This window comes from Desertibaculum subflavum, assembly GCA_003576705.1.
Lineage (GTDB): Bacteria > Pseudomonadota > Alphaproteobacteria > Ferrovibrionales > Ferrovibrionaceae > Desertibaculum > Desertibaculum subflavum.
Map to the genome: position 1 here is coordinate 71,416 of QOZS01000005.1, position 22,565 is coordinate 93,980.

Below are 22,565 nucleotides of genomic sequence, written 5' to 3' on the forward strand. Positions count from 1 at the left end.
GCACTTGGACGTCGAGACACTGGCCAACGCGCTGGTCGCGGGCATTCTCACCGGCATGGTCTATGGTCTGAGCGCGCTCGGCCTCTCGGTTATTTTCGGTGTCATCCGCATCGTCAACTTCGCTCATGGCGAATTGCTGGTGATCGGCATGTTCGCCGCGCTGGTGCTGTTCCGCTGGCTGGGCCTCGACCCGCTGCTGTCGGTCCCATTGGTCGCCGCACTGCTGTTCGTGTTCGGCTATCTGCTGCAGAGCCTGGTGATCCGGCGCGTCGCGCATCTCGCCGACCACATGCAGTTCCTGCTGCTGGCGGCAATCGCCATCGCAATGGTCAGTGGCTGCCTGATCGTGTTCGGGCCCGATCCGCAGGGCGTCCAGCTCGACTACGCGCTCGATTCCTTCGCGGTCGGCCTGCTGGTGATCGACAAGACGCGGCTCTATGCCGCCATCGCGGCGGTGCTGGTCGCCGGCCTTCTGCTCGCCTTCTTCAAATACGCGACCGTCGGCCGCGCCATTCGCGCCTGCGCCGACAACTATCTCGGTGCCCAGGTGGTGGGCCTGAATGTCGGCCGGCTCTACGCGCTCACCTTCGGTATCGGCTCGGCCTGCATCGGCGCCGCGGGCTGCATCATCCTGCTGCTGGTCGATGTGCATCCCTATCTCGCGCCGGGCTACACATTGCTTGCCTTCATCGTGGTGATCATCGGCGGCATGGGTAGCCTGTTCGGCGCGTTGCTTGGGGGCGTGCTGATCGGCGTGGCGGAGGCTATGGCCGCCGTGGTGATCCAGCCCTCGCTGAAGACGGCGTTCAGCTTCGCGCTGCTGATCGTCGTGCTGCTGCTCCGGCCGCAGGGCCTGCTCGGCAAGGCGCCGCACTGATGTCGCTCTACACCCGGCTGCTCGGCGACCTGACCGGCCGCGGCCTCGCGGCGCTGGCCGGCTTCGTGGTGCTGCTCGTCGCGCTGCCGAGCCTGGTCTCCAGCTATATCGCGACCGTCGCCACGATCGTGCTTTACCTCGCCTTCCTCGGCCAGGCCTGGAACCTAATGCTCGGCATCGCCGGCCTGCTCTCCATCGGGCATGCGCTGTTCGTCGGCATCGGCGCCTATGCCTCGGCCTATCTGTTCGCGATCCACGGCGTGCCGCCGCTGCTCGGCGTGCTGGCCGGCGTCGCCATCGCCGTCGCGGCGGGGGCGCTGATCGGCTATCTCGGCTTCCGCTTCGCCATCGGCGGTGTCTATTTCGCGCTGCTGACCATCGCGTTCGCCGAGTTCACCCGCATCATGGTCGATCACGCGAAGTTCCTCGGCGGAACCGAAGGGCTTTTCCTGCCGGTCTCGGCCGCGAGCCGGCACGGCTTCGACCTGCTCAACCTGCGCGGCTCGCCGGAGATGTTCTATTACCTGATCCTGGCCCTGGCGCTGGCGGCCCTGGCGCTCTGCCGCTGGCTGCTGACCGGGCGCACCGGCTATTACTGGCGGGCGATCCGCGACAATCCGGCGGCGGCGCAGGCGCTTGGCGTCGATGTCTTCCGCTACCGGATGTACGCCGCGATGATCTCCGCTGGCATGGCGGCGGTGGGCGGCGTGTTCTACGCCTTCTTCTACAACAACCTGTTCCCGGAGCAGGTGTTCGGCATCGAGCGCTCGATCGAACTGACCCTGGCGCCGATCGTCGGCGGTGTCGGCACCCTGTTCGGCCCGATCTTCGGCGCCTTCGTCCTGACGCCGCTCGGCGAGCTGTTCACCGCCGGCGTCGAATGGCTGCAGACGAGCGGTGCCATCGGCAGGCATGTGAAAGTCGACGGCGTGAAGCCGCTGTTTTGGGGTATCGCCGTCGCCGCCATCGTGCTGCTCCGGCCGCGCGGGATTTGGCCCTGGATCTGCGACCGGCTCGGCCTGGTCAAGCCGCCGTCGGAGCGGTCCTGACATGGCGCCGCTGCTGCAGGTCGAGGGCGTGGCCAAGAGCTTCCGCGGGCTGCGGGCGGTGAGCGACGTCTCCTTTGCCGTGGAGGCGAAGGAGATCTTCGGCATCATCGGGCCGAACGGCGCCGGCAAGACCACGCTGTTCAACATGATCGCGGGCGCGTTCCGGCCCGACCGGGGCCAGGTGCAGTTCGACGGGCGGGACATTACCGGCTTCCGGCCCGACAAGGTGTGCGATGCCGGCATCGGCCGCACCTTTCAGATCGTGCAGCCCTTCGCCGAGCTGACGGTGCTGGAGAACGTCACCGTCGGCGCCTTGCACGCGCATCGCGAGGTGGCCGCGGCCAGGCTGGCGGCAGCCGACTGTCTCGACCTGCTCGAGCTCGGCCACAGGCGGCACATGCACGCGTCCAACCTGACCCTGCCGGACCGCAAGCGCCTCGAAGTCGCGCGCGCGCTGGCCACCGGGCCGAAGCTGATCCTGCTCGACGAGGTGATGGCGGGTCTGCGCCCGACCGAGACCGACCGGATGGTCGTTATCCTGCAGCGGCTGCGTGCGGAGGCCGGCCTCACCATCGTGCTGATCGAGCACGTGATGCGGGCCGTCATGGCCCTGTCGGACCGGGTGATGGTGCTGCATCACGGCGAGAAGATCGCCGAGGGCAAGCCGGAGGCGGTGGTGCGCGACCCGGCCGTGCTGACGAGCTATCTCGGCGGGGCGGCGGTATGAGCGCGGCCCCGATCCTGGAGGTCCGCGATCTGGACCTGTTTTACGGCGACGCCGCCGCGCTGGAGGATGTGGCGCTGGATGTCGGCGCCGGCGAGATCGTCGCCATCATCGGCGCCAACGGCGCCGGCAAGTCGTCGCTGATCCGGACCATTCACGGCATCGAGAAGCCGCGCCGCGGCCGCATCCTGTTCAAGGGGCAGGACATCGCCGGCTGGCCCAGCCACAGGGTCGCCGATCTCGGCATCGGCCAGGTGGCGGAAGGGAGGCAGATCTTCGCCGGCCTGACGGTCGAGGAGAATCTCGATGTCGGCGGATTCCTGCCGCGCGGGCGCGCGACCAGGGCGCGCAACCGCGACCGCGTCTATGCGCTGTTCCCGCGCCTCGCCGAGCGGCGCGGCCAGCATGCCGGCACCATGTCGGGCGGCGAGCAGCAGATGCTGGCGATCGGCCGCTGCCTGATGGGCGAGCCCGAGCTGATCATGTTCGACGAGCCCTCGCTCGGCCTCGCTCCGGCGATCGTGCAGGAAGTGTTCGGCATCATCGAGCAGCTCAACCGCGACGGCATCACGGTGATCCTGGTCGAGCAGAACGTCGCCGTCTCGCTGAAGCTCGCTGGCCGCGCCTATGTGCTGGAGAACGGCCGCATCGTGCTGAGCGGCACCGGCCAGGAACTGCTGGACCATGAAGGTGTCCGGCAGGCCTATCTCGGCATGTGAGCCGTCACTTCCGCCAATGACCCGCCGCGTCGTCCCGATAACCGAGGCAGCGATAGGTGGCGTCGACCAGCGCCTGTCCGCGGTCGTTGAGCAGCAGGCCTTCGCCCATCCGGTTCATGGTGTAGCCGAAGCCGAGGCCGCATTCCGGATCGCAGAAGCCGATGCTGCCGCCGGCGCCGACATGGCCGAAGGCACGCCGGCCCAGGATGACGCTGGCATTGGCGTCGGGCACGCGGCGGCGGTTGTCCATCGACACCATGAAGCCAAGGGCGAAGCGGGTCGGGATGAGCAGCGTCGCGTCCTCGTGCGTGGCCATCGAGACCTCGCCCATGCCGGCGAGCGTCGCCGCATCGACGAGCTCGCCGCCGCCGGCCCCGAGCGGGGCGTACATGCCGGCAAGGCCGCGGGCATTGGTGATGCCGTTGGCGGCGCCGATCTCCGCCGCATGGCCTTCCCGCGTGTTGACTCCGCCTTGCGTGAAGCCGCCGGTATTGAGCAGGAACAGGGCGGCGAGCGAGTCCGGCTGCTCCGTTACCGCCCGCATGAAGCGTCGCTTCGGGGCCTCGGGGGCGGGGATGAACGGGAGCATCGGTGCGACCCGCGGTTCGATCGCTTCCGGCAGTCCGATCCAGAAGTCGAGGCCGAGCGGCTTGGCCACAGCGTCCTGGAAGAAGGTGCCGAGCGAGCGGCCGGAGGCGCGGCGCACCATCTCGCCGACCGTCCAGCCGAAGGTGAGGCCGTGATAGCCGTTGCGCGCGCCGGGCGCCCAGCTCGGCGACTGCGCGGCGAGTTGTCCGGTTGCATAGTTCCAGTCATAGAGGCCGCCTGGCTTCACCGGATCGTTGAACACCGGCACGCCAACGGAGTGGTCCAGCATCATCCGGGTCGTCGCGCTTGCCTTGCCGGCGGCGGCGAATTCGGGCCAGAGCTCGGCCACCGGCGCGTCGATGTCGAGCTTGCCTTGCGAGCGCAGGATGTGCGCGCACAGAGCCGTCGCGCCCTTGGTGCAGGAATAGACGATGGAGACGGTGTCGCGCGTCCAGGGCAGGTTCTGCTTCGGCCGCGCCAGGCCGCCCCACAAGTCGACCAGGGTCTCGCCGCCGCGCACCACGCAGACCGAGGCGCCGACTTCGTCGCGCTTGCGGAAATTCGCCACGAAGGCGTCGAGCACCGGCCGGAAAGCCGGTGCGCATTGGCCTTCGACCCTGCCTTGGGGCAATTCGACCGAGACGGCTTCCATGCTGGCGGTGTCCTGTCCGTTGAGTGTCGCCGGGTTGCCGCCTCAGCCGACGAGATCGACCACGCCCTTCGGCGTGGCGATGGTCGCGCGGAAGCCCGGCGGGCCTTGCTCGACCGCCGGCAGCTCGAAGCCGAGCGCGCGGTTGGCGGCGGTGAGGGCGGCTGCCTGCGGATGGGTCAGGGTGAAGGATCGCAAGGTCAGGCCGGCCGGCATGTGCGTGGAGGGATGCGGCGTGTCGAGCCAGTCGATGCCGAAGGGCAGCCAGCGGTCGAACGGATGGCCTTCGATGAAGAGCGAGCGCCAGCGCACCGTGGCGCCCTCCGGCGTGCGGCGCGACCGGTCGATCACCGGACCGGCCTGATAGCCGGCGGCGCGGGCACGGGCGCCAAGCCCGTCGAGGTCGCTCGAACGCATGGCGAAGGTCATCAGGCCCGGCGCCCTGAGCGAGCGGATCTGGCGCAGCCGGCCGGAATCGGCGCCCGGCTGTTCCGGATCGGGCGAGATGACCTCGATGTAGACGCCGTCGCCCAGCGAAGCGAGCGCGTTCCAGGTGCCGTAGCCGGGATGGCGCCCGGCCTTGGCCGGCCGGATGCCGGTGAGCCTTTCGAACTCCGCGATCCCCCGGTCGAGATCGTCGTCGCCCCACAGGATATGGTCGAGGACTGGCATCGGCGTTTCGCTCCCTTCGCGGCGACAATATCGCGGCTTTGCGCCGCCGGGCCAGCCTTCCTATGTTGCCGGCGCCAGTCGGGAGGAATACCGGTATGAACGACACCGCCGCGGTAACCAGGCCGCCGTTCCGGGCCGTCAAATTTACCCCGCGCGCGGTGGCGGCGGAACGCCGCGCGGACGGCACCATCGTGCTGCGCAACCCGCGACCGCTTGGGCCCTTCGAGCGCAATATCGTCGCCTATCTGCGCCGCTGGTCGGCCGAGGCGCCGGACCGCGTGTTCCTCGCCGAGCGGCGGGCCGACCGGTCCTGGCGCCGGGTCAGCTATGGCGAATTCCGCGAGATGGTCGACCGCGCCGCCCAGGCTCTGCTCAATCGCGGTCTCGGCCAGACCAAGCCGTTGATGATCCTGAGCGGCAACTCGATCGACCATGCCGTGCTGACCTTCGCCGGCATGACCGTGGGCGTGCCAGTGGCGCCGGTCTCGGTCGCCTATTCGCTGGTCAGCCAGGACCATGCGAAGCTGAGATACGTGTTCGACCTGGTCGAGCCGAAGCTGGTCTTCGTGCAGAACGGGCGGCAGTTCGAACGTGCGCTGCGGGCGCTCGATCTCGCCGGCGTCGAGGTGGTGGTCGGCGCCGATCCGGCGAGCGACCTGCCGGCGACATCCCTTCAGGAGCTGCTCGCCACCAATGCAGGGCCGGATGTCGACCGCGCCTATGAGGCGACCGGGCCGGACACGGTGGCCAAGTATCTCTTCACTTCCGGCTCGACCGGCATGCCGAAGGCGGTGATCAACACCCAGCGCATGCTCTGCGCCAACATGCAGATGGCGAGCCATTCCATCGAGGGCGATCCCGACGAGCCGCCGGTGGTGCTCGACTGGATGCCGTGGAACCACACCATGGCCGGCAATTACGGCATCCACAACGTGCTGCGCCTCGGCGGCACCTATCACATCGACGCGGGGCGGCCGATCCCCGGGCAGTTCGAGGAGACGATCGCCAATCTCTACGAGGTCTCGCCGACCTCGTTCGGCAGCGCGCCGATCGGCTTCGCCATGCTGGCGTCCAAGCTGGAACAGGATCCGGAGCTGTGCCGGCGCTTCTTCCAGAAGGTGAAGCTGCTCGCCTATGGCGGTGCCAGCCTGCCGCAGGAGGTCTGGCAGAAGATGCAGGATCTCGCCGTGCGCACCATCGGTGAGCGCCTCGCCTTCGTCACCGGCTGGGGCTCGACCGAGACGGCACCGACGGCGACGTCGCTCAACTGGTATGTGGAGGGCTCCGGCATCATCGGCCTGCCGTTTCCGGGCGTGGAGCTGAAGATGATCCCGGTCGGCGACCGCTTCGAGCTGCGGCTGCGCGGGCCGATCGTCTTCCCGGGCTATCACAAACGGCCCGACCTGACCGCCGCCGCCTTCGACGAAGAGGGCTTCTACAAGATCGGCGATGCCGGCCGTTTCGTCGATCCGGACCGGCCGGAGGAGGGGCTGCGCTTCGCCGGCCGCGTGGTGGAGGATTTCAAGCTGACCAGCGGCACCTTCGTGCATGTAGGCACCTTGCGGCTGGCCGCGATCGATGCGGTGACGCCGCTGGTGCAGGACGCGGTCATCACCGGCCAGGACCGCGACTATATCGGCCTGCTCGCCTGGCCCAATCTCGCCGCCTGCCGGGCCGCCTTCGGACGCGCCGCGGATCTGCCGGCGAGCGACATCGTCGCCTTGCCGGCGCTGCGCGCCAGGGTGAAGGAAGGCATCGCGCGCCACAACGCGCAGGCGACCGGCTCGGCGCAGCGGATCGCGCGCGTCATCCTGATGGCGGAGCCGCCCTCGATCGACGGCAACGAGATCACCGACAAGGGCTACGTCAATCAGCGGGCGACCCTGGATCGGCGCGCTGCGCTGGTCACGCGGCTCTATGCCGATCCGCCGGCGCCCGACGTGATCGTGATCTGAGGGAGAGTGCGATGAGCGTGCCGCTTCGCCTGCTCGCGCCGCGGATCGAGGTCGAGCGGCGGCCCGATGGCAGCCTGGTGCTGACCTCGCCGGAACCGCTGGCTGAGCATCCGCCGACGGTGGGGAGCCTGCTCGCCCATTGGGCGCGCGAGGCGCCGCAGCGCCTGTTCCTCGCCGAGCGGGTCGGCGGCGCCTGGCGCAAGCTGACCTATGGCGAGGCCGCCCGGCAGAGCGCCCGGATTGCGGCGGCCCTGCTGGCGCGCGGATTGGGGCCGGAGCGGCCTGTGCTGTCGCTGTCCGCCAATGCGGTCGACCTCGCGCTGCTCAAGCTCGCCTGCCAGCGGATCGGCGTGCCCTTCGTGCCGGTCTCGCCGGCCTATTCGCTGATGAGCCGCGACCATGCCAAGGTGGTCGCTATCGTCGATCTGATCCGTCCGGGCTTGATCTATGTCGCCGACGGTCCGCCCTTCGCCTCCGCGCTGGCGGCACTCGATCTGGAAGGCGTCGAGGTGGTCACGAGTGGCGCGCCGCCGGCCGGCATCGCCGCCACGCCATTCGGGGCGCTTGCCGAAACCGCGCCGGGGCCGGAAGTCGCCGCGGCGGAAGCGAGGGTCGGACCCGACAGCATCGCCAAGATCCTGTTTACGTCGGGCTCCACCGGCATGCCGAAGGGCGTGGTGAACACCCAGCGCATGCTGATGGTCAACCAGCAGCAGCTCCTGCATTGCTGGCCCTTCCTCGACGAGGCGCCGCCGGTGCTGCTCGACTGGCTGCCCTGGCATCACACGTTCGGGGGCAACTACAATTTCAATCTGGTGCTGCGCCATGGCGGCGAGTTCTGGATCGACGAGGGCCGGCCGGCCCCGGGCCTGATCGAACGCACGGCGGCCAATCTCCGCGAGGTCTCGCCGACGGTCTATTTCAACGTGCCGGCCGGATTCGGTGCGCTGCTGCCTTTCCTCGAGAGCGATGCCGGGCTGGCCGAAGGCTTCTTCCGGCGACTGCGCATCATCATGTATGCCGGCGCGGCGTTGCCGGCGGATCTCTGGGCGCGGCTCGAAGCCGTGTCGCTGAAGGCGGTCGGCCGCAAAGTGCCGATGACGTCTTGCTGGGGCTCGACCGAGACGGCGCCGCTCGCCACCTCGGCGCATTTCCCGATCGACCGCGCCGGTGTCATCGGCCTGCCGGTGCCGGGCGTGGCGGTGAAGATGGTGCCGAGCGGCGGCAAGCTCGAACTGCGCGTCAAAGGCCCGAGCGTGTTTCCGGGCTATTTCCGCCGGCCGGACCTGACCGAGACGTCCTTCGACGAGGAGGGCTTCTACAGGATGGGCGATGCCGGGCGCTTCGCCGATCCGGACGATCCTGCCAAGGGCATCGTGTTCGACGGCCGCGTCACCGAGGATTTCAAGCTTGCCACCGGCACCTGGGTGAATGTGGGTGCCGTGCGGGTCGCCGCGCTGGCGGCGGCAAGCCCGCTGCTGCAGGACGCGGTGGTCTGCGGGCACGATCGCGGCGTTGTCGCGCTGCTTGCCTGGCCGAATATCGCGGCGTGCCGCTCAGTCGCAGGGCTCGCCGCGGACGCGCCGGTCGAGACGGTGCTCGCGGCCACCGCGGTGCGCGATCACCTGAAGCGTGGGCTCGCGGCCTACAACCAGGCCAATCCAGGCTCGTCGACCCGCATCGCGCGGCTGCTGCTGATGGCCGAGCCGCCGTCGATCGACGGCAACGAGATCACCGACAAGGGCTATATCAACCAACGCGCCACCCTGGAGCGACGGGCGGCGCTGGTCGAGAAGCTCTACTGCGATCCGCTTGTCGCCGACGTCATCGCGATCGACTAGCCAGCGCAGCTTCCTTGGCAGGGTCTATCCACCAGGTATCGACCACGGCCATGCCGTATTTCGGCGGCGCCGGCGGACGGCCGAACTTGTCCCAGAACGCGACGTGATGTGCCGCCTTGTACCATTGCGGAATGGCGAAATGACTCCACATCACGACCCGGTCGAGCGCTCGGGCGGCGGCGATTAGGCTCGGCCTGTCCTTGGCGGCGAGCGCCGCTTCCACCAGGGCGTCGATAGCGGGATTCCGGATGCCGGCGAGGTTGAGGCTGCCCTCTATGCCGGCCGAACTCGAACTCCAGTAGTTGCGAAGCTCGATACCGGGTGTCAGCGGCGATGCCGTGCGCCGCGTCGTCACGTCGTAATCGAAGCTGCGCATGCGCAGCTCGTACTGCGAAGGATCGACATGGCGGATCGATGCCTTGATACCGAGCCGCTCCAGGTTGCGGAGGATCGGCTGCACGATCCGCTCCATGGTCGGCTCCCATGACAGATATTCGATCGCGAGCTGTTCGCCGCTTTGCCCATGCACCAACCTGCCGTCCTTCGAACGGTAGCCGGCGGCCAGCAGCAACGCCTGGGCCTTGCGCAGATTGTCGCGGTTGTTCCCGCTGCCATCCGTCTTTGGCGGGATGTAGGCCGGACCGAACACTTGCGCCGGGATCTGTTCCCGCAACGGATCGAGCAGAGCAAGCTCGGCCGGCGAGGGCTCGCCGGTCGCGGCCAGTTCAGAATTCTGGAAGATGCTGGAGGTCCGGTTGTAGAGGCGATTGAACAGATTCTTGTTGGTCCACTCGAAATCGAAGGCGAGGCCGATAGCTTCGCGCACCCTCGCGTCCTGGAATTTGGCCCGGCGCAGGTTGAGGAAGAACGCCTGGTAACCCGACGGCGTGTTGTCGGGCAGGGTCATCCGCTGAATGCGGCCGTCGTTTACGGGTGGCTTGTCGTAGCCGGTGGTCCAGCTTCGCGCGGTGAACTCCTCGCGGAAATCGTAGGCGCCGGCGAAAAACGCTTCGAGCGCGATATCGCGGTCGCGGAAGATCTCGGTGCGCGCGAATTCGAAGTTCCATCGTCCTCGCATAACCGGCAAATCGGCGCCCCACCAGTTCTCGACCCGGCGATAAACGATGCTGCGCCCGCTATCGGCGCGTTCCACCTTGTAGGGGCCGGAACCCAGGAGCGGCGCCAACGTCGTCTCCTCGAAACTGCGCGTTGCCATCTCGGCCTTCGATAGCACCGGCAGGCCGGCCACCTGCACCGGCAGGTCGCGCGTGGCATCGGCATTGAAGTCGAAACGGATAATGCGCGGGCTCTCGACCACGGCGGCGGCGACCCCACGCATCTGAATCCGATACTGCGGATGGCCTTTGCTGATCAGCAGATTGAACGTAAAGGCCACGTCTTCCGCGCGGATCGGGGTGCCGTCGTGAAACTGCGCCGCCTCGCGCAGACGGAAGCGGACGAAGCGATTCGCCGGATCGCGCTGCACCGCCTCGGCGACATAGCCGTAAAGCGAATCCGGCTCGTCCTCCACCGCCGCCATCAGGGTGGCGAAGGTGTAGCCGATGCCGAAGCTGTCGCTCACCTTCAGCGGCTGCACGCCCTTGAGAATAAAGGGATTGAGATTGTCGAACGGGCGGATGCCCCATTCGGAATAGGTGCCGCCTTTCGGCGCGCTCGGATTGACGTAGTCGAGATGTTTGAAATCGGCCGGATACTTCAGGTCGCCGAACACCGAGATGCCGTGGCGAAAGTCGTTGGCCAACGCCGGTATCGCGAACAGCGCTGTGGCCAGGAAGATCAACGCTCGTCTCATGCCGCTGCCTTCGCGCGTGGATGGGCCTTTGCGTGTGCCTCGATCAGGCGTGCCGCCTCGACCTCGGTATAGCGCTGCGTGGTGGAAAGCGAGGCATGGCCGAGCAGTTCCTGGATCACGCGGAGGTCGCCGCCCGCTGCGAGCAAATGCGTAGCGAAGCTGTGGCGCAACGCGTGCGGCGTCGCGCTTTCCGGCAGGCCGAGGCCGCGGCGCAGGTCGCGTACCCGCTTCTGGATGATGGCGGGGTCGAGCGGCTTCCCGCGCGCACCGACGAAGAGCGGCTGCTTGCCGGCCGGCCGATGCGGGCAGGCGGCGATATAGGCGGCCACCGCGTCGCGGATCGCCGGCAGGACCGGCACCACGCGTTCCTTGCCGCCTTTGCCGCGGACGCGGAGCGTATCGCCTTTCGGTGCCTGGTCCGCAGCAAGGCCGAGCGCCTCGCCGATGCGAAGCCCGGCGCCGTAGAGCAGCGACAGCACGGCCGCGTCGCGGAGGCCGATCCAGGCTTCCTCGGCTTCGGCCGCCTGGTCCACCAGCGCCAGCGCGCTTTCCGGCTGCACCGGCCGCGGCAGCGGCGCGCGGCGCTTGGGGCCGCGCAGGGCGGCGAAGGCGGCGTTGCGCAGCCGTCCGTTGCGCTCCAGCCAGCGCACGAAGCCGCGCACAGCCGAGAGCGCGCGGGCCGCACTCGCAGCCGAAAGCCCGTCGGCGCGGCGGTGGGCGAGATAGGCGCGCAGATCGGCGATGCCGACGGCTTGCAGATCGTCGAGATCCGGGGCGCCGCCGAGATGCAGGCCAAGGAAATCGACGAAGGCCGCGAGGTCGCGGGCATAGGCGAGCAGAGTGTGCCGCGCGGCACGCTTCTCGCCTTCCAGCCAGCCGATCCAATCCCGCGCCGCCGCCGCCAGCGGCGCGGCAGCCGAGCGGCCGGGATCGATCAGCGTGCGAGCCACAGGCGCAGCAGCCGCTCGACGACGCGGCAGAGGAAGCGCAGCAATTCGGTGCCCTGGCCCGGATGAAACCGGCCCGGCGCGCGCGAGCCGAAAGCAAGCAGCGCCGGCGGATGGTCGGGACCGAGATCGAGCCGCACCAGCGCGTCGGACCGAACGAGGTCGGCGGCCGGGCCGAACAGCGCCTGGGCGCGCTCGGTCTCGGTGCGCAGCAGAATGTCGCGGCCGGAACCCAGCATGCGCTCGACCCCGCCGCGCGACAGCAGGCGGATGTCGCTGCCCTGCACCCATTTCGGTCCGGGCGCGCGCGCCTCCACCGCCAAGGCGACGGCATCGAGATCGAGGATCTGCGGCAAGTCCTGAGTCAGCGTGTGCAGGAAATGCTCGCGCCCCGGCGCCTCCAGCGCGGCCATCACCGCCTGGTGGATCTGGCCCTGGGTCGCGAGGTTGTTGCGGCTCGCCGCCAGCAGCGCGCCTTGCGTATCGCGGAGCCGCCGCACCTCGCCGCCCAGGCGATCGAGCATATGGCGCTGCAGATCGGCGACCTTGGCGTCGCCCTCGTGGCGATCCGGCGGCTGGAGGCGGGCGAGAAGCGCCGGATTGTCGCGCAGCACCTCGGGCCGTCGCTGCAGGAAGGCCTCGATCTCGTCGTCGGTCGGCGTCCGCGCGACCGCCGCCTTCTCCTTGCCTTCACGCGCGGTCATCTGCCCTGCCTCAACGCCCGAGGATCGACTGGCCGGTCTTCTTCCAGTCTTCGAGGAAGGCGGCGAGCCCCTTGTCGGTGAGCGGATGGTGCACGAGCTTGCGCAGCACGTCCGGCGGCAGGGTCGCGACATCGGCGCCGAGCTTGGCCGCCTGCACCACGTGGACCGGGTGGCGGATCGAGGCAACCAGCACCTCGGTCTCGAATTGCGGATACTGGCCGTAGATCTCGACGATGTCGGCGATCAGCTCCATGCCATCCTGGCCGATATCGTCGAGCCGGCCGACGAAAGGCGAGATGAAGGACGCGCCCGCCTTGGCGGCGAGCAACGCCTGGGCGGCGGAGAAGCAGAGCGTGACGTTCACGCCGATGCCGGCCTGGCGCAAGGTCTTGCAGGCCTTGAGGCCCGGCATGGTCAGCGGCAGCTTGACGCAGACATTGGGGGCGATCTCGGCGAGCTTGCGCCCCTCGGTCACCATGTTGTCGTAGTCGATCGCCGTCACCTCCGCGCTCACCGGCCCGTCGACCAGCGAGCAGATCTCCTTCACCACCTCGATGAAATTGCGGCCCGACTTGGCGATCAGCGACGGGTTGGTGGTGACGCCGTCGAGCAGGCCGGTCGCTGCCAGATCGGCGATCTCCTTGGTATCGGCAGTATCGACAAAGAATTTCATCGCATGGCTTTCCGTGGCGAACGAGTTCGGCGGAGACTAGCTGAACCGCGTGGCCGGCGCCACGATGGGGCGATCAGGTCGAGGGAGGAGGGAAGATGTCGGAGGAGACATTGCGGCGCGACTTGCGGGCGGCATTCGCCAACCGGGCGATGCTCTACTGGTCGATCTATCGCTCGCTTGCGGCGGCGCTGGGGTCCGATCAGGCCGAGGCCCTGCTGTCGGCCGGGATCCGCGCGCGGGGCGCCGAAGTCTCCGGCGTGCTGGCGGCGCATGCGCCGGGGGACATGCCGGGCCTGCGCGACGCCTTCCTGGGTACCATCGCCGATCAAGGGCGCATGTTTCAGCCGGAGGTTGTACGTTGCGATGCAGGCCACCTGGACATCGACTTTCATCGCTGCCCGCTGAAGGAGACCTGGGTCGAAGCCGGCCTGCCGCCGGATACGGTGGCCCGGCTGTGCCGGATCGCCGGCAAGATCGACAACGGCATGTTCGAGACGGCGGGATTTACCTTTACATCGGAAACTTGGGCGCCGGGGCGGGATGGCTGCTGCCGATTGCGGGTCCGGCCGGGCTCGCCGGCTACCCCATAGGGGATAAGCGGCCCGGAACCTAACCGATCCTTAACTGCGGCCGATGATGAATTCCCAGCATCAGCCGGGCATTTCAGCCCGGATCGGACAGTCTGATATGGAAAAGTCGCTCGACCACTATCTCCTGGACTTCCTGAACAGCCCCGAGGCGCGGGACAGCACCCGCGTGGCGGAAAGCGTGGCGACGCTGCATGCCAGCGGCCGGCTCAGCCACCGCGAGCGCGTCATCGCCGACGACATCCTGCGGCTGATGACCAAGGCGGTGGAGGTCAGCGTGCGCGAGGCGCTCGCCGAGCACCTCAAGCACAGCCAGCTCCTGCCGCGCGACGTCGCCATGACGCTGGCGCGGGACGTGGAAAGCGTTTCCATCCCGATCCTCGGCTATTCGCAGGTACTGACCGACGAAGACCTGGTCGCCATCGTCCGCGGCAAGGTGCCGGCGAAGCAGGTCGCGATCGCGGGCCGCGCCCGCGTTTCTTCCATGCTGTCCGAATCCTTGGCGCGCGAGGGCGACCGCGCGGCTGTGCTGCGCCTGGTCGGCAACGAGGGTGCCGATATTCGCGAGAACGCCTTCGGCAACGTGCTGGATCGCTTCGGCCGCGATGCCGATATCGGCGCCGCCGTGGTGCGCCGGCCCAAACTGCCGGTCGGGGTCGCCGGCCGGCTGGTCGGGCTGGTCAGCGAGAGCCTGAAGCAGGAACTGGTGGCGCGGCACCGCATCTCGGCGGAAATGGTCAATGCCGCGGTGCGCCAGGGCGGCGAGGGCTCCGTCCTCACCTTCATCGCGCCGCTCAACCAGCTCGACGAGGTGGTCGATTCCGTGCGCCGCTTCCACCGCGAGGGCAAGCTGACGCCGACCCTGATTCTGCGCGCGCTCTGCCTCGGCCAGCTCGACTTCTTCGAGACTGCGCTGGCGATCAAGGGCGGCCAGCCGATCGACGTGACCCGGCGCCAGCTCATGGACCCGAAGCAGTTCCCCAACCTGTTCCGTAAGGCGGGCATGCCCGCGGGAATGCTGGCGACCTGCGTCCAGATCATGGAAATCCTGGCCGCCGAGATCGAACAGGCAGCGCTGCTGCCAAGCGACGTACGCCGGACCGTGGCGCGACTGGTCGATCGTCCTGATTTCGACGCGCGAGATCTTGAACAATTGTTGAGCACGATCGAACAACGTGTACCGATCGCAAGTTAGCGTACTTTTCAGCGCTTCCGATTATTGTGCGTTAACGAAGCCTGCGATTCGGGGTCGCAATCCCGTGCCCACTTTTTCGCGTACAGTCATCGCCGCGGCCATGTTGCTGACGCCCGCTCCCGCGCTGGCGGATCTGGCCGACGCGCTGAAGGCCATCCAGCAACGCGACTTCGCGACGGCGGTGCGCGAGCTGTCGCCGCTCGCGAAGTCGGGCGATCCGGAAGCGCAGTATCAGCTGGGTACGCTCTACGCCAACGGCGACGGCGTGACACAGAACTATGACGCGGCAAAGGGGCTGTTCAGCGCCGCGGCGGCTCAGGGCAATGGGCGCGCCCGGCAGGCGCTCACCTTCCTGGCCGATATCGGCGCCATTTCGATGGCCGCGCCGCCATCCGCCATCGTTGCGGCTTCGATGCAGCCGATTTCTCCGGCACCGGCGCCGGGCCATGCCGCGGAAACGGCAGCGGCGCCGGGTGTGCCCGGCGGTTTGCGGCTGCAGCTCGGCACGGTGCTGACCGAAGCGGGCGGGGTCTCCGAGGCGCGCCGCGTGGCGCGGCGGTTTCAGAGCCAACTCGACGGTGTCGCGGTGACGTCCGAGCAGTATCAAATGGCCAGCGGCGACATCGTCTATCGCCTGCTGACGCCAGCGCTTGCGGAAGCGCAGGCGCGTGACCTCTGTGACCGCATCCGTGCCGAGAGCGGGTCCTGCCTGCTGGTCAATCCGTAAGCGCTTTCAGTTCCTGAGCGCCGCGCGGCGCGCCGGCGACAGCGCGCGCTCGACCGCGTCGCGCCAGCCGGCGCACAAGCGGTCGCGATCGGCGCCTCGCATGGCGGGGACGAACCGGCGGTCGAGCCGCCATTGCTGCGACATCGCGTCGATCGAGGGATAGAAGCCGGCGCCCCATCCGGCGAGCCGTGCCGCGCCCAAGGCCGTGGTTTCGGTGACCGCCGGGCGATCGACCGGCAGCTCCAGGATGTCGGCCAGGAACTGCATGGCCCAGTCGTTGCGGACGAGGCCGCCATCCACCTTCAGCGAAGTGGGCGCCGGCGCGCCGTCGGCTGCCATGGCGGCGAACAGGTCGCGGGTCTGATAGGCAACCGATTCCAGCGCGGCGCGGGCGATCTGTGGCCGCCCCGTATCCCGGGTCAGGCCGACCAGGGCCGCACGTGCCTCGGCGTCCCACCAGGGCGCTCCGAGGCCGACGAAGGCCGGCACCAGATAGACGCCGCCGGTATCCGGGACGCTGCGCGCCAGCGTCTCCGTCTCGTCGGCGCTGCGGATGATGCCAAGGCCGTCCCTGAGCCACTGCACCGCCGCGCCGGCGACGAAGATCGAACCTTCCAGCGCATAGGTCGGCCGGCCCTTCAGGCGCCAGCCGATGGTGCTGAGCAAGCCGCTCCGCGACGGCACCAGACGGTCGCCGGTGTTCAGCAGAACGAAGCAGCCGGTCCCGTAGGTGCTCTTGATGGCGCCTGGCTCGAAGGCTGCCTGGCCGAAGGTCGCGGCCTGCTGGTCGCCGGCGATGCCGGTGATCGGGATGGCCGCGCCGAACAGCTCCGCAGACGTCGTCCCGAACTCGCCGACACTGTCGCGCACTTCCGGCAGGACCGAGCGGGGAATGTTCAGGCGGCGCAGCAGCTCGTCGTCCCATCGCTGGTGCCTGATGTCGAACAGCATGGTCCGGGCCGCGTTGGTGGCATCCGTCGCATGCACGCGACCGCCGGTCAGGCGCCACAGCAGGAAGCTGTCGATGGTGCCGAAGGCGAGTTCGCCGCGCGCGGCGCGGTCGCGCGCGGCCGGCACGTTGTCGAGCAGCCAGGCGAGCTTGGTGCCGGAGAAGTAGGGATCGATCACCAGACCGGTGCGCTCAGCAACGAGCGGCGCCAGCCCCTCGGCACGCAAGGTCTCGCAGAGGGCCGCGGTGCGCCGGTCCTGCCACACGATGGCATTGCCGACCGGTGCGCCGGTGGCGCGGTCCCACAGCACCACCGTCTCGCGCTGGTTGGTGATGCCGATGGCGAGGATGGCGCCGCGGCCGGCTTTGTCCACCAGCGCACGGCAGCAGGCGAGGGTATCGTTCCAGATGCGCTCGGGATCGTGCTCGACCCAGCCCGGGGCCGGATAGATCTGCGGCAGCTCGATCTGATGCAGGCCGCGGGGTTCGCCGGCGGCGTCGAACAGCATGGCGCGGCTCGATGTGGTTCCCTGGTCGATCGCCAGCACGAACCGTTCGGTCATGTCCTCCCCCGTCGACTTGCCTTGTCGCTCAGCGGCGCTGCGATTGCTGGCCGCGCTCGGCGGCGGCCAGGATGTCGTCGGCGCGCAGCGCGGCGGCCGAGCCGGGCGGCAGCTTCTGGCGGGCACGCTCGGCCTGCTGGCGCGCATCGAGATAACGGCCGAGACGGATCGCCCGTTCGGCGGAGGCGAGATGCGCCATGCCGAGATTGCCGTCGCGGCCATAGGCGATGGCGAGCTGGTACCAGACCGAGGCGTTGCTGGGGTCGTCCCGCACGGCGACCTCAAGATTGCCGATCGCCGGCTTCACCAGCGTGTCGTCCTCGGTACTGATCTGCGCCTGTCCGAGCGCGTAGCGGAGCAGGGGCTCGTGCGGCGCGATCTCGACGGCGCGCTCGAGCAGCGGAATCGCCTCGCGCGCGCGGCCATTCTCGAACAGCATCTGCGCCTTCATCTCGAGGTAGTAGGGGTCCTTCGGCGCCTCGGCGATCAGCGAATCCATCAACGGCAGGGCACGATCGAGCTGAGGGACACGGTACCAGGCGATGGCACGGGCGTAGCGTCCGGCGGCCGAGGCGTCGCTTTCCGGATAGCGTTGCAGCGTGGTGCCGAGCGGCTGCAGGAAGCCGATCAGCTTCCCCTGCACCCGGCGCAGCATTGCGGTCTGATTGGCCGAGGCCGGCTTTTCGGCAAAGGGCGATGCATTCACCCGCGTCGACAGCGCGTCGATCCGCTCGCGCGAAATCGGGTGGGTCCGCACGTAGGGGTCCTGACGGGAGATCAGCAGAGCCTCCTGGTCGCCGAGGACCTTGAGGAACTCGACCAGCCCGCGCGAAGAGAGGCCGACCTGATCGAGATAGCCCACGGCGGCCTGGTCGGCCTGGGATTCCTGCGTGCGCGAGAATTGCAGAAGCGACCGCTCGGCGAGCTGTTGCCCGCCGCTCATCACCGCCGCTCCCGCATTGCCGCCGCCGGCCACCACCGCGGCGGCGCCGAGCAGGATCGACAACAACGCGGTCGCCATCGCGTCGCGGACCGCCTCCTCGCCGCGCGCAAGATGACCGCCGGCGATATGGCCGGTTTCGTGCGCGATCACGCCGATCAGCTGCCGCGGTGTCGCCACGCGCTCCAGCAGACCGGTGTGGATGAAGATGTGCTGGCCGCCGGCGACGAAGGCGTTCAGCGAGGAATCGTTGACGATGTGAATCGCCACCGCGTTCGGATCCAGGCCGGCCGCCTGCCACACTGGCGTGGCCAGAACCCGGATGATATGCTCCGTCTCCGCATCGCGGATGAGGGAGAGCGACCTCGCCTGCGCACTGGCCTCGCCTGCTGGGGCCAGCGCCACGGCCGCCGCGATGAGGGCAGCTCCGACCCGCGGCCGCAGGAAGAGTTTGGTCACCAGCTTCACACCTCCGGCCCCCGTCAACGTAAGGTAGGAATACGGTGCCGCGCCGTCAATCTAATGGCTCCGCGATCATTGCGCTTTGGTCGGTTCTGATGCTGCTCGCCGCCTGCGCGCAGGATGCGGCGCCGGCGGGGCCCTTCTTCGGCGGCGCCGCCGCCGAGGAGCCCCGTGCCGCGACGGTCGCGCGGGACGTCCTGGAGCAGGGCGGCAACGCGGCCGACGGCGCGGTAGCAGCCTTCTTCGCCATGACGGCGACCTATCCGGCAGCAGCCTCGCCGGGCGGCGGCGGCATCTGCCTCGTGCATCGGCCCGATCCGGCGAAGAGCGAGATGCTGGATTTTCCGGTGCGCAAGGCGGCGCGGGGTGGGACGATCGGCGTGCCCGCCGCGGTACCTGCGATGTATGCCCTGCACGCCCGCTATGGCCGGCTGCGCTGGGCCAACGTGCTGGTGCCGGGCGAGCAGCTCGCGCGTTTCGGGCATCCGATGTCGCGCGCCGCGGCGACGGCGGTACGCGCGACTTCCCTTGGCCTGCTGGACACGGCCGCGTCGATCTACGGCGCGCCAGGCGGCGATGTGCTGCAGGAAGGCCAGACCTTCCGCAATCCGGCGCTCGGCGCCACCATCGGCCGACTGCGTACCACCGGGCCGCAGGAGCTGCATCGCGGCCAGCTCGCGAGGCTGCTGCTGGAAGACATCGCAGGCGCCGGCGGGCAGGTGGATGAGCAGGACTTGCGGGCAATGGCGCCCGTATGGTCGGCCCCGATCACCATCGAATACGACAACTCGCAGCTGCTGGTCGCCAACAACGTCGCGGGCGAGGTGTTCCGCGACTTGTGGACCGATCTCGTGCGCGAGCCGGGATTGTGGCGCCGCGCGAGCGTCGACCGCTCGCACTTCCTCGATGCGATCGGCAAGGCGAATCGCCGTTTCGGGGCGAGCCCGCCGATCGGGTCCGACAACACCGCGGGCATTGTGGTCGCCGATCGCGATGGGATGGTGGTCGCCTGCGGCTTCACCATGGGGCCGCCTTTCGGTGCGCAGCGCTACGGCAAGGCGACGGGCATCATGCTCGCCGCCGCGCCGAAGGATGGTATCGATCAGCAGCAGCTGCTGCTGCCGATCATCGGCGCCAGCCCGAACATCAAGCAGGTCTTCCTCGGGGCTGTCGCCACCGGCGGGGCGCTGGCGCCGGCCGCCGCCTTCGAGACGATCGCGCAGATCGTTCCCGCGCAGCGCCGCGCGCCGGAAGCACTGGCCAGCCCGCGCGTGTTCTGGGCCGGGCCGGGGTCCATCATGCTGTTCGAGAACGGCACGTCGCGCGAGATGGTGGCCGATGCGCATGCGCGCGGAATCGACCAGGTGATGATGCAGGCGATCGGCCAGGTCAACCTGTTGCACTGCACGGAGGCCTTGCCGCGGGTGCCGCAATCCTGCGGCTTTCGCGCCGATCCGCGCGGCTTCGGCCTCGGTGCCGGCGGGGGCTTCTGATGCCGAAGCCTTCGGCGCGCGGCCGCATCGATCCTTTCTACGTCATGGAGGTGATGAAGGCGGCGAACGACCGGCAGCTCGCCGGCGGCGACGTGCTGCATATGGAGGTCGGGCAGCCTTCGACGGCCGCGCCGCGCAAGGCGCGGGAAGCCGTCGCCGCGGCGCTCGGCCGCGACACGCTCGGCTATACCGAGGCGCTCGGCATTCCGGAGCTGCGGGCGGGCATAGCCGGCCACTACCGGACCTATTACGGCATCGACGTGCCGGCCGAGCGCATCGTGGTGACGACGGGGTCGTCCGGTGCCTTTCTGTTGGCCTTCCTGGCGGCCTTCGATGTCGGCGCGCGGGTGGCGCTGGCCGAGCCGGGCTATCCTGCCTACCGCAACATTCTGCGCGCCGTCGGTGCGGAGATCGTGCCGCTGCCTGCGCGCGCCGAATGCGGCTTCCATGCCCATGCCGGGCTGCTCGACCAGGCCGGGCCGATCGACGGCCTTCTGGTCGCGAGCCCGGCCAACCCGACCGGCACCATGCTGGACGCCGCGGCGCTCGCCTCGCTCGCCGCTGCCTGCGAGAGCCGCGATGCCTGGCTGATCGTCGACGAGATCTATCATGGCATCACCTATGGCAGGCGCGCGGAGACGATACTGTCGCTGACCGATCGCGCCATCGTCATCAACAGCTTCTCGAAATACTTCTCGATGACCGGATGGCGGCTCGGCTGGATGGTGGTGCCGCCCGAGCTGATGCGCTCGATCGAATGCCTCGCGCAGAACCTGTTCATCTCTCCGCCGGCGATCTCGCAGTTGGCGGGCCTTGGCGCGCTTGGGGCGTACGAGGAGCTCGATGCCAATGTGGCGCGCTATGCGCGCAACCGCTCCTTGCTGCTGGAGGAGCTGCCGCGCGCAGGGCTCGACCAATTGGCCCCGGCCGACGGCGCCTTCTACCTCTATGCCGACGTGTCGCGGTACACCAACGACGCGCCGGCCTTCTGCCGCCGGATGCTGGCGGAGATCGGTGTCGCGGCGACGCCGGGCATCGATTTCGATCCGGCCGAAGGCCATCGCTTCGTCCGCTTTTCCTTTGCCGGCGCCACCGAGGACATGGCGGAGGCCGCGCAACGGCTGCGCGGCTGGCTGCGCTGATCCGGCGCGACGGCGGCGGGGGATAGCGGTGTCGGCAGAGACGGTCGTCAGCCTGACCGGCATCGGCAAGGGGTTCCCGAACGGCGTCCTGGCGTTGCGCGGCCTCAGCTTCGACGTCCGGGACGGCGAGTTCGTGAGCCTGCTCGGTCCGTCGGGCTGCGGCAAGAGCACGGCGCTGCGCATTCTCGCCGGCCTGGCGGCGGCGAGCGAAGGCAGCGTGCGCTGGGCCGACCGCCACCCGCCCGCATCCGGCGAGCTCGGCTTCGTGTTCCAGGAGCCGACCCTCATGCCCTGGACCAGCGTGGCGGGCAATGTGCGATTGCCGTTGCGCTTCCAGGCGGTCTCGCGTGCCGAGGCCGAACGGCGCGTGGAGGAGGCGATCGGACTGGTGGGCCTGAAAGGATTCGAAAGCGCCTATCCGCGTGAGCTGTCCGGCGGCATGAAGATGCGGGTCTCGATCGCGCGCGCCCTGGTGACGCGGCCGCGGCTGCTGCTGATGGACGAGCCGTTCGCGGCACTCGACGAGATCACCCGCTTCAGACTGAACGACGATCTGCTGGCGCTTTGGTCGCGTGAACGCCTGACCATCGTCTTCGTCACCCACAGCGTGTTCGAATCGGTCTACCTCTCGAACCGCATCCTGGTAATGGCGGCGCGCCCGGGCCGCGTGGTCGACGAGTTGCGGATCGACACCGCCCAGCCGCGTGACGAAGCCTTCCGTACATCGTCCGACTACGCGGCGATGTGCCGGCAGGTCAGCGCTTCGCTTCGCAGCGCGATGTCGATGGCCTCATGATGCCGACGATCGCCTCAGCGCCGCAGCGGCAGGCGCCGCAGGACGCCGAGATCCTCGTCGTCGAGCTGCACTTCGACGCCGTCGCGGGCCATGCGCGCCAGCGGCTCGCGCGAGGCGGCCACCGTGAAGGCGTAAAGCTTGCCGGGGCCGAGATTCTCGATCAGGCGATCGGCGCCGGCCGACATCATGATGGTGTCGCCGGGCTCGATCAGGCGCATCTCGCCGCCGCAACGGGCCTTGCCCTTGCCCTTGAGGACGAACAACAGCTCCTGTCCTTCGGCATCGAGCCCGGACTGGACCGCGCCGCGATGCGGGAAGATCTCGACCATGGCGGCGAATTCGACACCGTTGCGCGACGGTGCGGCCGGGTCGACGAGGCAGGCGAAGTAGTTCTCAGCCTCGGGTCGGACCTTGAAGGCGCGATAGCTTTCGGCGCGGCGGATGACGGCTGGCATGATACGGCTCTCTCCCAACATGAGCTTCACGATGCCCCCGGTCGC

General features: G+C 68.8%; 21 protein-coding genes. 12 read left to right on the forward strand and 9 right to left on the reverse strand.

Features of this window, described 5'->3' with window-relative positions; genetic code table 11:
• Window positions 1-4 precede the first annotated feature (4 nt).
• From DT074_RS04105 to DT074_RS04120, 4 genes are read left to right on the forward strand one after another with little or no spacing between them, the layout of a single operon-like run.
• The gene (locus DT074_RS04105; RefSeq protein WP_119418542.1) at window positions 5-877 is read left to right on the forward strand and encodes a branched-chain amino acid ABC transporter permease; all 873 of its coding nucleotides are present in this window, start codon (window positions 5-7) and stop codon (window positions 875-877) included.
• Entirely contained in the window at window positions 877-1,926 is a 1,050-nt protein-coding gene (locus DT074_RS04110) for a branched-chain amino acid ABC transporter permease (protein ID WP_119418543.1), read from the forward strand. The genes DT074_RS04105 and DT074_RS04110 overlap by 1 nt, the downstream gene beginning before the upstream one ends.
• 1 nt (window position 1,927) lies before the next feature.
• A complete protein-coding gene (locus tag DT074_RS04115) occupies window positions 1,928-2,653 on the forward strand; it encodes an ABC transporter ATP-binding protein (RefSeq protein WP_119418544.1) in 726 nt (241 codons plus the stop codon).
• Window positions 2,650-3,369, forward strand: a complete 720-nt coding sequence (locus tag DT074_RS04120; RefSeq protein ID WP_162914604.1) for an ABC transporter ATP-binding protein — start codon at window positions 2,650-2,652, stop codon at window positions 3,367-3,369. The genes DT074_RS04115 and DT074_RS04120 overlap by 4 nt, the downstream gene beginning before the upstream one ends.
• Window positions 3,370-3,373: 4 nt before the next feature.
• On the opposite strand, the gene DT074_RS04125 is transcribed toward DT074_RS04120, so the two are convergent.
• Complete coding sequence (locus tag DT074_RS04125; protein ID WP_119418545.1) at window positions 3,374-4,609, reverse strand: serine hydrolase domain-containing protein; 1,236 nt, start codon at window positions 4,607-4,609, stop codon at window positions 3,374-3,376.
• A gap of 42 nt (window positions 4,610-4,651) precedes the next feature.
• Window positions 4,652-5,278: a VOC family protein gene (locus DT074_RS04130; protein ID WP_119418546.1), complete on the reverse strand. Its 627-nt coding sequence runs from the start codon at window positions 5,276-5,278 to the stop codon at window positions 4,652-4,654.
• A gap of 95 nt (window positions 5,279-5,373) precedes the next feature.
• Between DT074_RS04130 and DT074_RS04135 the strand changes: the two genes are divergently transcribed.
• Window positions 5,374-7,233: an AMP-binding protein gene (locus DT074_RS04135; RefSeq protein ID WP_119418547.1), complete on the forward strand. Its 1,860-nt coding sequence runs from the start codon at window positions 5,374-5,376 to the stop codon at window positions 7,231-7,233.
• A gap of 11 nt (window positions 7,234-7,244) precedes the next feature.
• A complete protein-coding gene (locus DT074_RS04140) occupies window positions 7,245-9,074 on the forward strand; it encodes a feruloyl-CoA synthase (RefSeq protein ID WP_119418548.1) in 1,830 nt (609 codons plus the stop codon).
• On the opposite strand, the gene DT074_RS04145 is transcribed toward DT074_RS04140, so the two are convergent.
• From DT074_RS04145 to fsa, 4 genes are read right to left on the reverse strand one after another with little or no spacing between them, the layout of a single operon-like run.
• Window positions 9,058-10,887, reverse strand: coding sequence for an extracellular solute-binding protein (locus DT074_RS04145; protein ID WP_119418549.1), 1,830 nt, complete (start codon window positions 10,885-10,887; stop codon window positions 9,058-9,060). The genes DT074_RS04140 and DT074_RS04145 overlap by 17 nt on opposite strands.
• Window positions 10,884-11,837 carry a tyrosine recombinase XerC gene (locus DT074_RS04150; protein WP_119418550.1) on the reverse strand — a complete coding sequence of 318 codons (954 nt, stop codon included), beginning with the start codon at window positions 11,835-11,837 and terminating at the stop codon, window positions 10,884-10,886. The genes DT074_RS04145 and DT074_RS04150 overlap by 4 nt, the downstream gene beginning before the upstream one ends.
• Complete coding sequence (locus tag DT074_RS04155) at window positions 11,822-12,538, reverse strand: DUF484 family protein (RefSeq protein ID WP_162914605.1); 717 nt, start codon at window positions 12,536-12,538, stop codon at window positions 11,822-11,824. The genes DT074_RS04150 and DT074_RS04155 overlap by 16 nt, the downstream gene beginning before the upstream one ends.
• Before the next feature lie 10 nt (window positions 12,539-12,548).
• The gene (fsa, locus tag DT074_RS04160) at window positions 12,549-13,211 is read right to left on the reverse strand and encodes a fructose-6-phosphate aldolase (protein ID WP_119418552.1); all 663 of its coding nucleotides are present in this window, start codon (window positions 13,209-13,211) and stop codon (window positions 12,549-12,551) included.
• A 95-nt stretch (window positions 13,212-13,306) separates the two neighbouring features.
• Here fsa and DT074_RS04165 point away from each other — a divergent pair, with 95 nt between their 5' ends.
• From DT074_RS04165 to DT074_RS04175, 3 genes are all read left to right on the forward strand, one after another.
• Window positions 13,307-13,801 carry an L-2-amino-thiazoline-4-carboxylic acid hydrolase gene (locus DT074_RS04165; protein WP_119418553.1) on the forward strand — a complete coding sequence of 165 codons (495 nt, stop codon included), beginning with the start codon at window positions 13,307-13,309 and terminating at the stop codon, window positions 13,799-13,801.
• A 97-nt stretch (window positions 13,802-13,898) separates the two neighbouring features.
• Window positions 13,899-14,993 carry a DUF2336 domain-containing protein gene (locus tag DT074_RS04170; RefSeq protein WP_162914606.1) on the forward strand — a complete coding sequence of 365 codons (1,095 nt, stop codon included), beginning with the start codon at window positions 13,899-13,901 and terminating at the stop codon, window positions 14,991-14,993.
• Window positions 14,974-15,720, forward strand: a complete 747-nt coding sequence (locus tag DT074_RS04175; RefSeq protein WP_162914607.1) for a tetratricopeptide repeat protein — start codon at window positions 14,974-14,976, stop codon at window positions 15,718-15,720. Before DT074_RS04170 ends, DT074_RS04175 begins: the two co-directional genes overlap by 20 nt.
• Before the next feature lie 6 nt (window positions 15,721-15,726).
• Here the strand turns inward: DT074_RS04175 and glpK are convergent, their stop codons facing one another.
• Together glpK and DT074_RS04185 are read right to left on the reverse strand one after the other, a co-directional pair.
• Window positions 15,727-17,232: a glycerol kinase GlpK gene (gene glpK, locus DT074_RS04180; RefSeq protein WP_119418556.1), complete on the reverse strand. Its 1,506-nt coding sequence runs from the start codon at window positions 17,230-17,232 to the stop codon at window positions 15,727-15,729.
• A gap of 28 nt (window positions 17,233-17,260) precedes the next feature.
• A complete protein-coding gene (locus DT074_RS04185) occupies window positions 17,261-18,631 on the reverse strand; it encodes a M48 family metalloprotease (RefSeq protein WP_162914608.1) in 1,371 nt (456 codons plus the stop codon).
• A gap of 98 nt (window positions 18,632-18,729) precedes the next feature.
• Here DT074_RS04185 and DT074_RS04190 point away from each other — a divergent pair, with 98 nt between their 5' ends.
• The 3 genes from DT074_RS04190 to DT074_RS04200 are packed head-to-tail and all read left to right on the forward strand — an operon-like array spanning window position 18,730 to window position 22,065.
• Window positions 18,730-20,127 (forward strand): gamma-glutamyltransferase, encoded by a 1,398-nt coding sequence (locus tag DT074_RS04190; protein ID WP_119418558.1) that lies wholly within the window; start codon window positions 18,730-18,732, stop codon window positions 20,125-20,127.
• Entirely contained in the window at window positions 20,127-21,269 is a 1,143-nt protein-coding gene (locus tag DT074_RS04195; protein ID WP_119418559.1) for a pyridoxal phosphate-dependent aminotransferase, read from the forward strand. The genes DT074_RS04190 and DT074_RS04195 overlap by 1 nt, the downstream gene beginning before the upstream one ends.
• Window positions 21,270-21,297: 28 nt before the next feature.
• Window positions 21,298-22,065 (forward strand): ABC transporter ATP-binding protein, encoded by a 768-nt coding sequence (locus DT074_RS04200; protein ID WP_368744414.1) that lies wholly within the window; start codon window positions 21,298-21,300, stop codon window positions 22,063-22,065.
• Between the two features lie 14 nt (window positions 22,066-22,079).
• On the opposite strand, the gene DT074_RS04205 is transcribed toward DT074_RS04200, so the two are convergent.
• On the reverse strand, window positions 22,080-22,520 hold the full coding sequence (locus DT074_RS04205; protein ID WP_162914609.1) for a cupin domain-containing protein: 441 nt from the start codon (window positions 22,518-22,520) through the stop codon (window positions 22,080-22,082).
• Between the last annotated feature and the right edge of the window lie 45 nt (window positions 22,521-22,565).

Excerpts from the sequence above, each read along its gene's own strand:
- DT074_RS04190 (WP_119418558.1), top strand. The coding sequence starts at position 18,730 with ATGCTGCTCGCCGCCTGCGCGCAGGATGCGGCGCCGGCGGGGCCCTTC.
- DT074_RS04140 (WP_119418548.1), top strand. The coding sequence starts at position 7,245 with ATGAGCGTGCCGCTTCGCCTGCTCGCGCCGCGGATCGAGGTCGAGCGG.
- glpK (WP_119418556.1), bottom strand. The coding sequence starts at position 17,232 with ATGACCGAACGGTTCGTGCTGGCGATCGACCAGGGAACCACATCGAGC.
- DT074_RS04165 (WP_119418553.1), top strand. The coding sequence starts at position 13,307 with ATGTCGGAGGAGACATTGCGGCGCGACTTGCGGGCGGCATTCGCCAAC.
- DT074_RS04115 (WP_119418544.1), top strand. The coding sequence starts at position 1,928 with ATGGCGCCGCTGCTGCAGGTCGAGGGCGTGGCCAAGAGCTTCCGCGGG.
- DT074_RS04145 (WP_119418549.1), bottom strand. The coding sequence starts at position 10,887 with ATGAGACGAGCGTTGATCTTCCTGGCCACAGCGCTGTTCGCGATACCG.
- DT074_RS04135 (WP_119418547.1), top strand. The coding sequence starts at position 5,374 with ATGAACGACACCGCCGCGGTAACCAGGCCGCCGTTCCGGGCCGTCAAA.
- DT074_RS04130 (WP_119418546.1), bottom strand. The coding sequence starts at position 5,278 with ATGCCAGTCCTCGACCATATCCTGTGGGGCGACGACGATCTCGACCGG.
- DT074_RS04125 (WP_119418545.1), bottom strand. The coding sequence starts at position 4,609 with ATGGAAGCCGTCTCGGTCGAATTGCCCCAAGGCAGGGTCGAAGGCCAA.
- DT074_RS04110 (WP_119418543.1), top strand. The coding sequence starts at position 877 with ATGTCGCTCTACACCCGGCTGCTCGGCGACCTGACCGGCCGCGGCCTC.
- DT074_RS04170 (WP_162914606.1), top strand. The coding sequence starts at position 13,899 with ATGGAAAAGTCGCTCGACCACTATCTCCTGGACTTCCTGAACAGCCCC.
- DT074_RS04120 (WP_162914604.1), top strand. The coding sequence starts at position 2,650 with ATGAGCGCGGCCCCGATCCTGGAGGTCCGCGATCTGGACCTGTTTTAC.
- DT074_RS04205 (WP_162914609.1), bottom strand. The coding sequence starts at position 22,520 with ATGCCAGCCGTCATCCGCCGCGCCGAAAGCTATCGCGCCTTCAAGGTC.
- fsa (WP_119418552.1), bottom strand. The coding sequence starts at position 13,211 with ATGAAATTCTTTGTCGATACTGCCGATACCAAGGAGATCGCCGATCTG.
- DT074_RS04155 (WP_162914605.1), bottom strand. The coding sequence starts at position 12,538 with ATGACCGCGCGTGAAGGCAAGGAGAAGGCGGCGGTCGCGCGGACGCCG.
- DT074_RS04195 (WP_119418559.1), top strand. The coding sequence starts at position 20,127 with ATGCCGAAGCCTTCGGCGCGCGGCCGCATCGATCCTTTCTACGTCATG.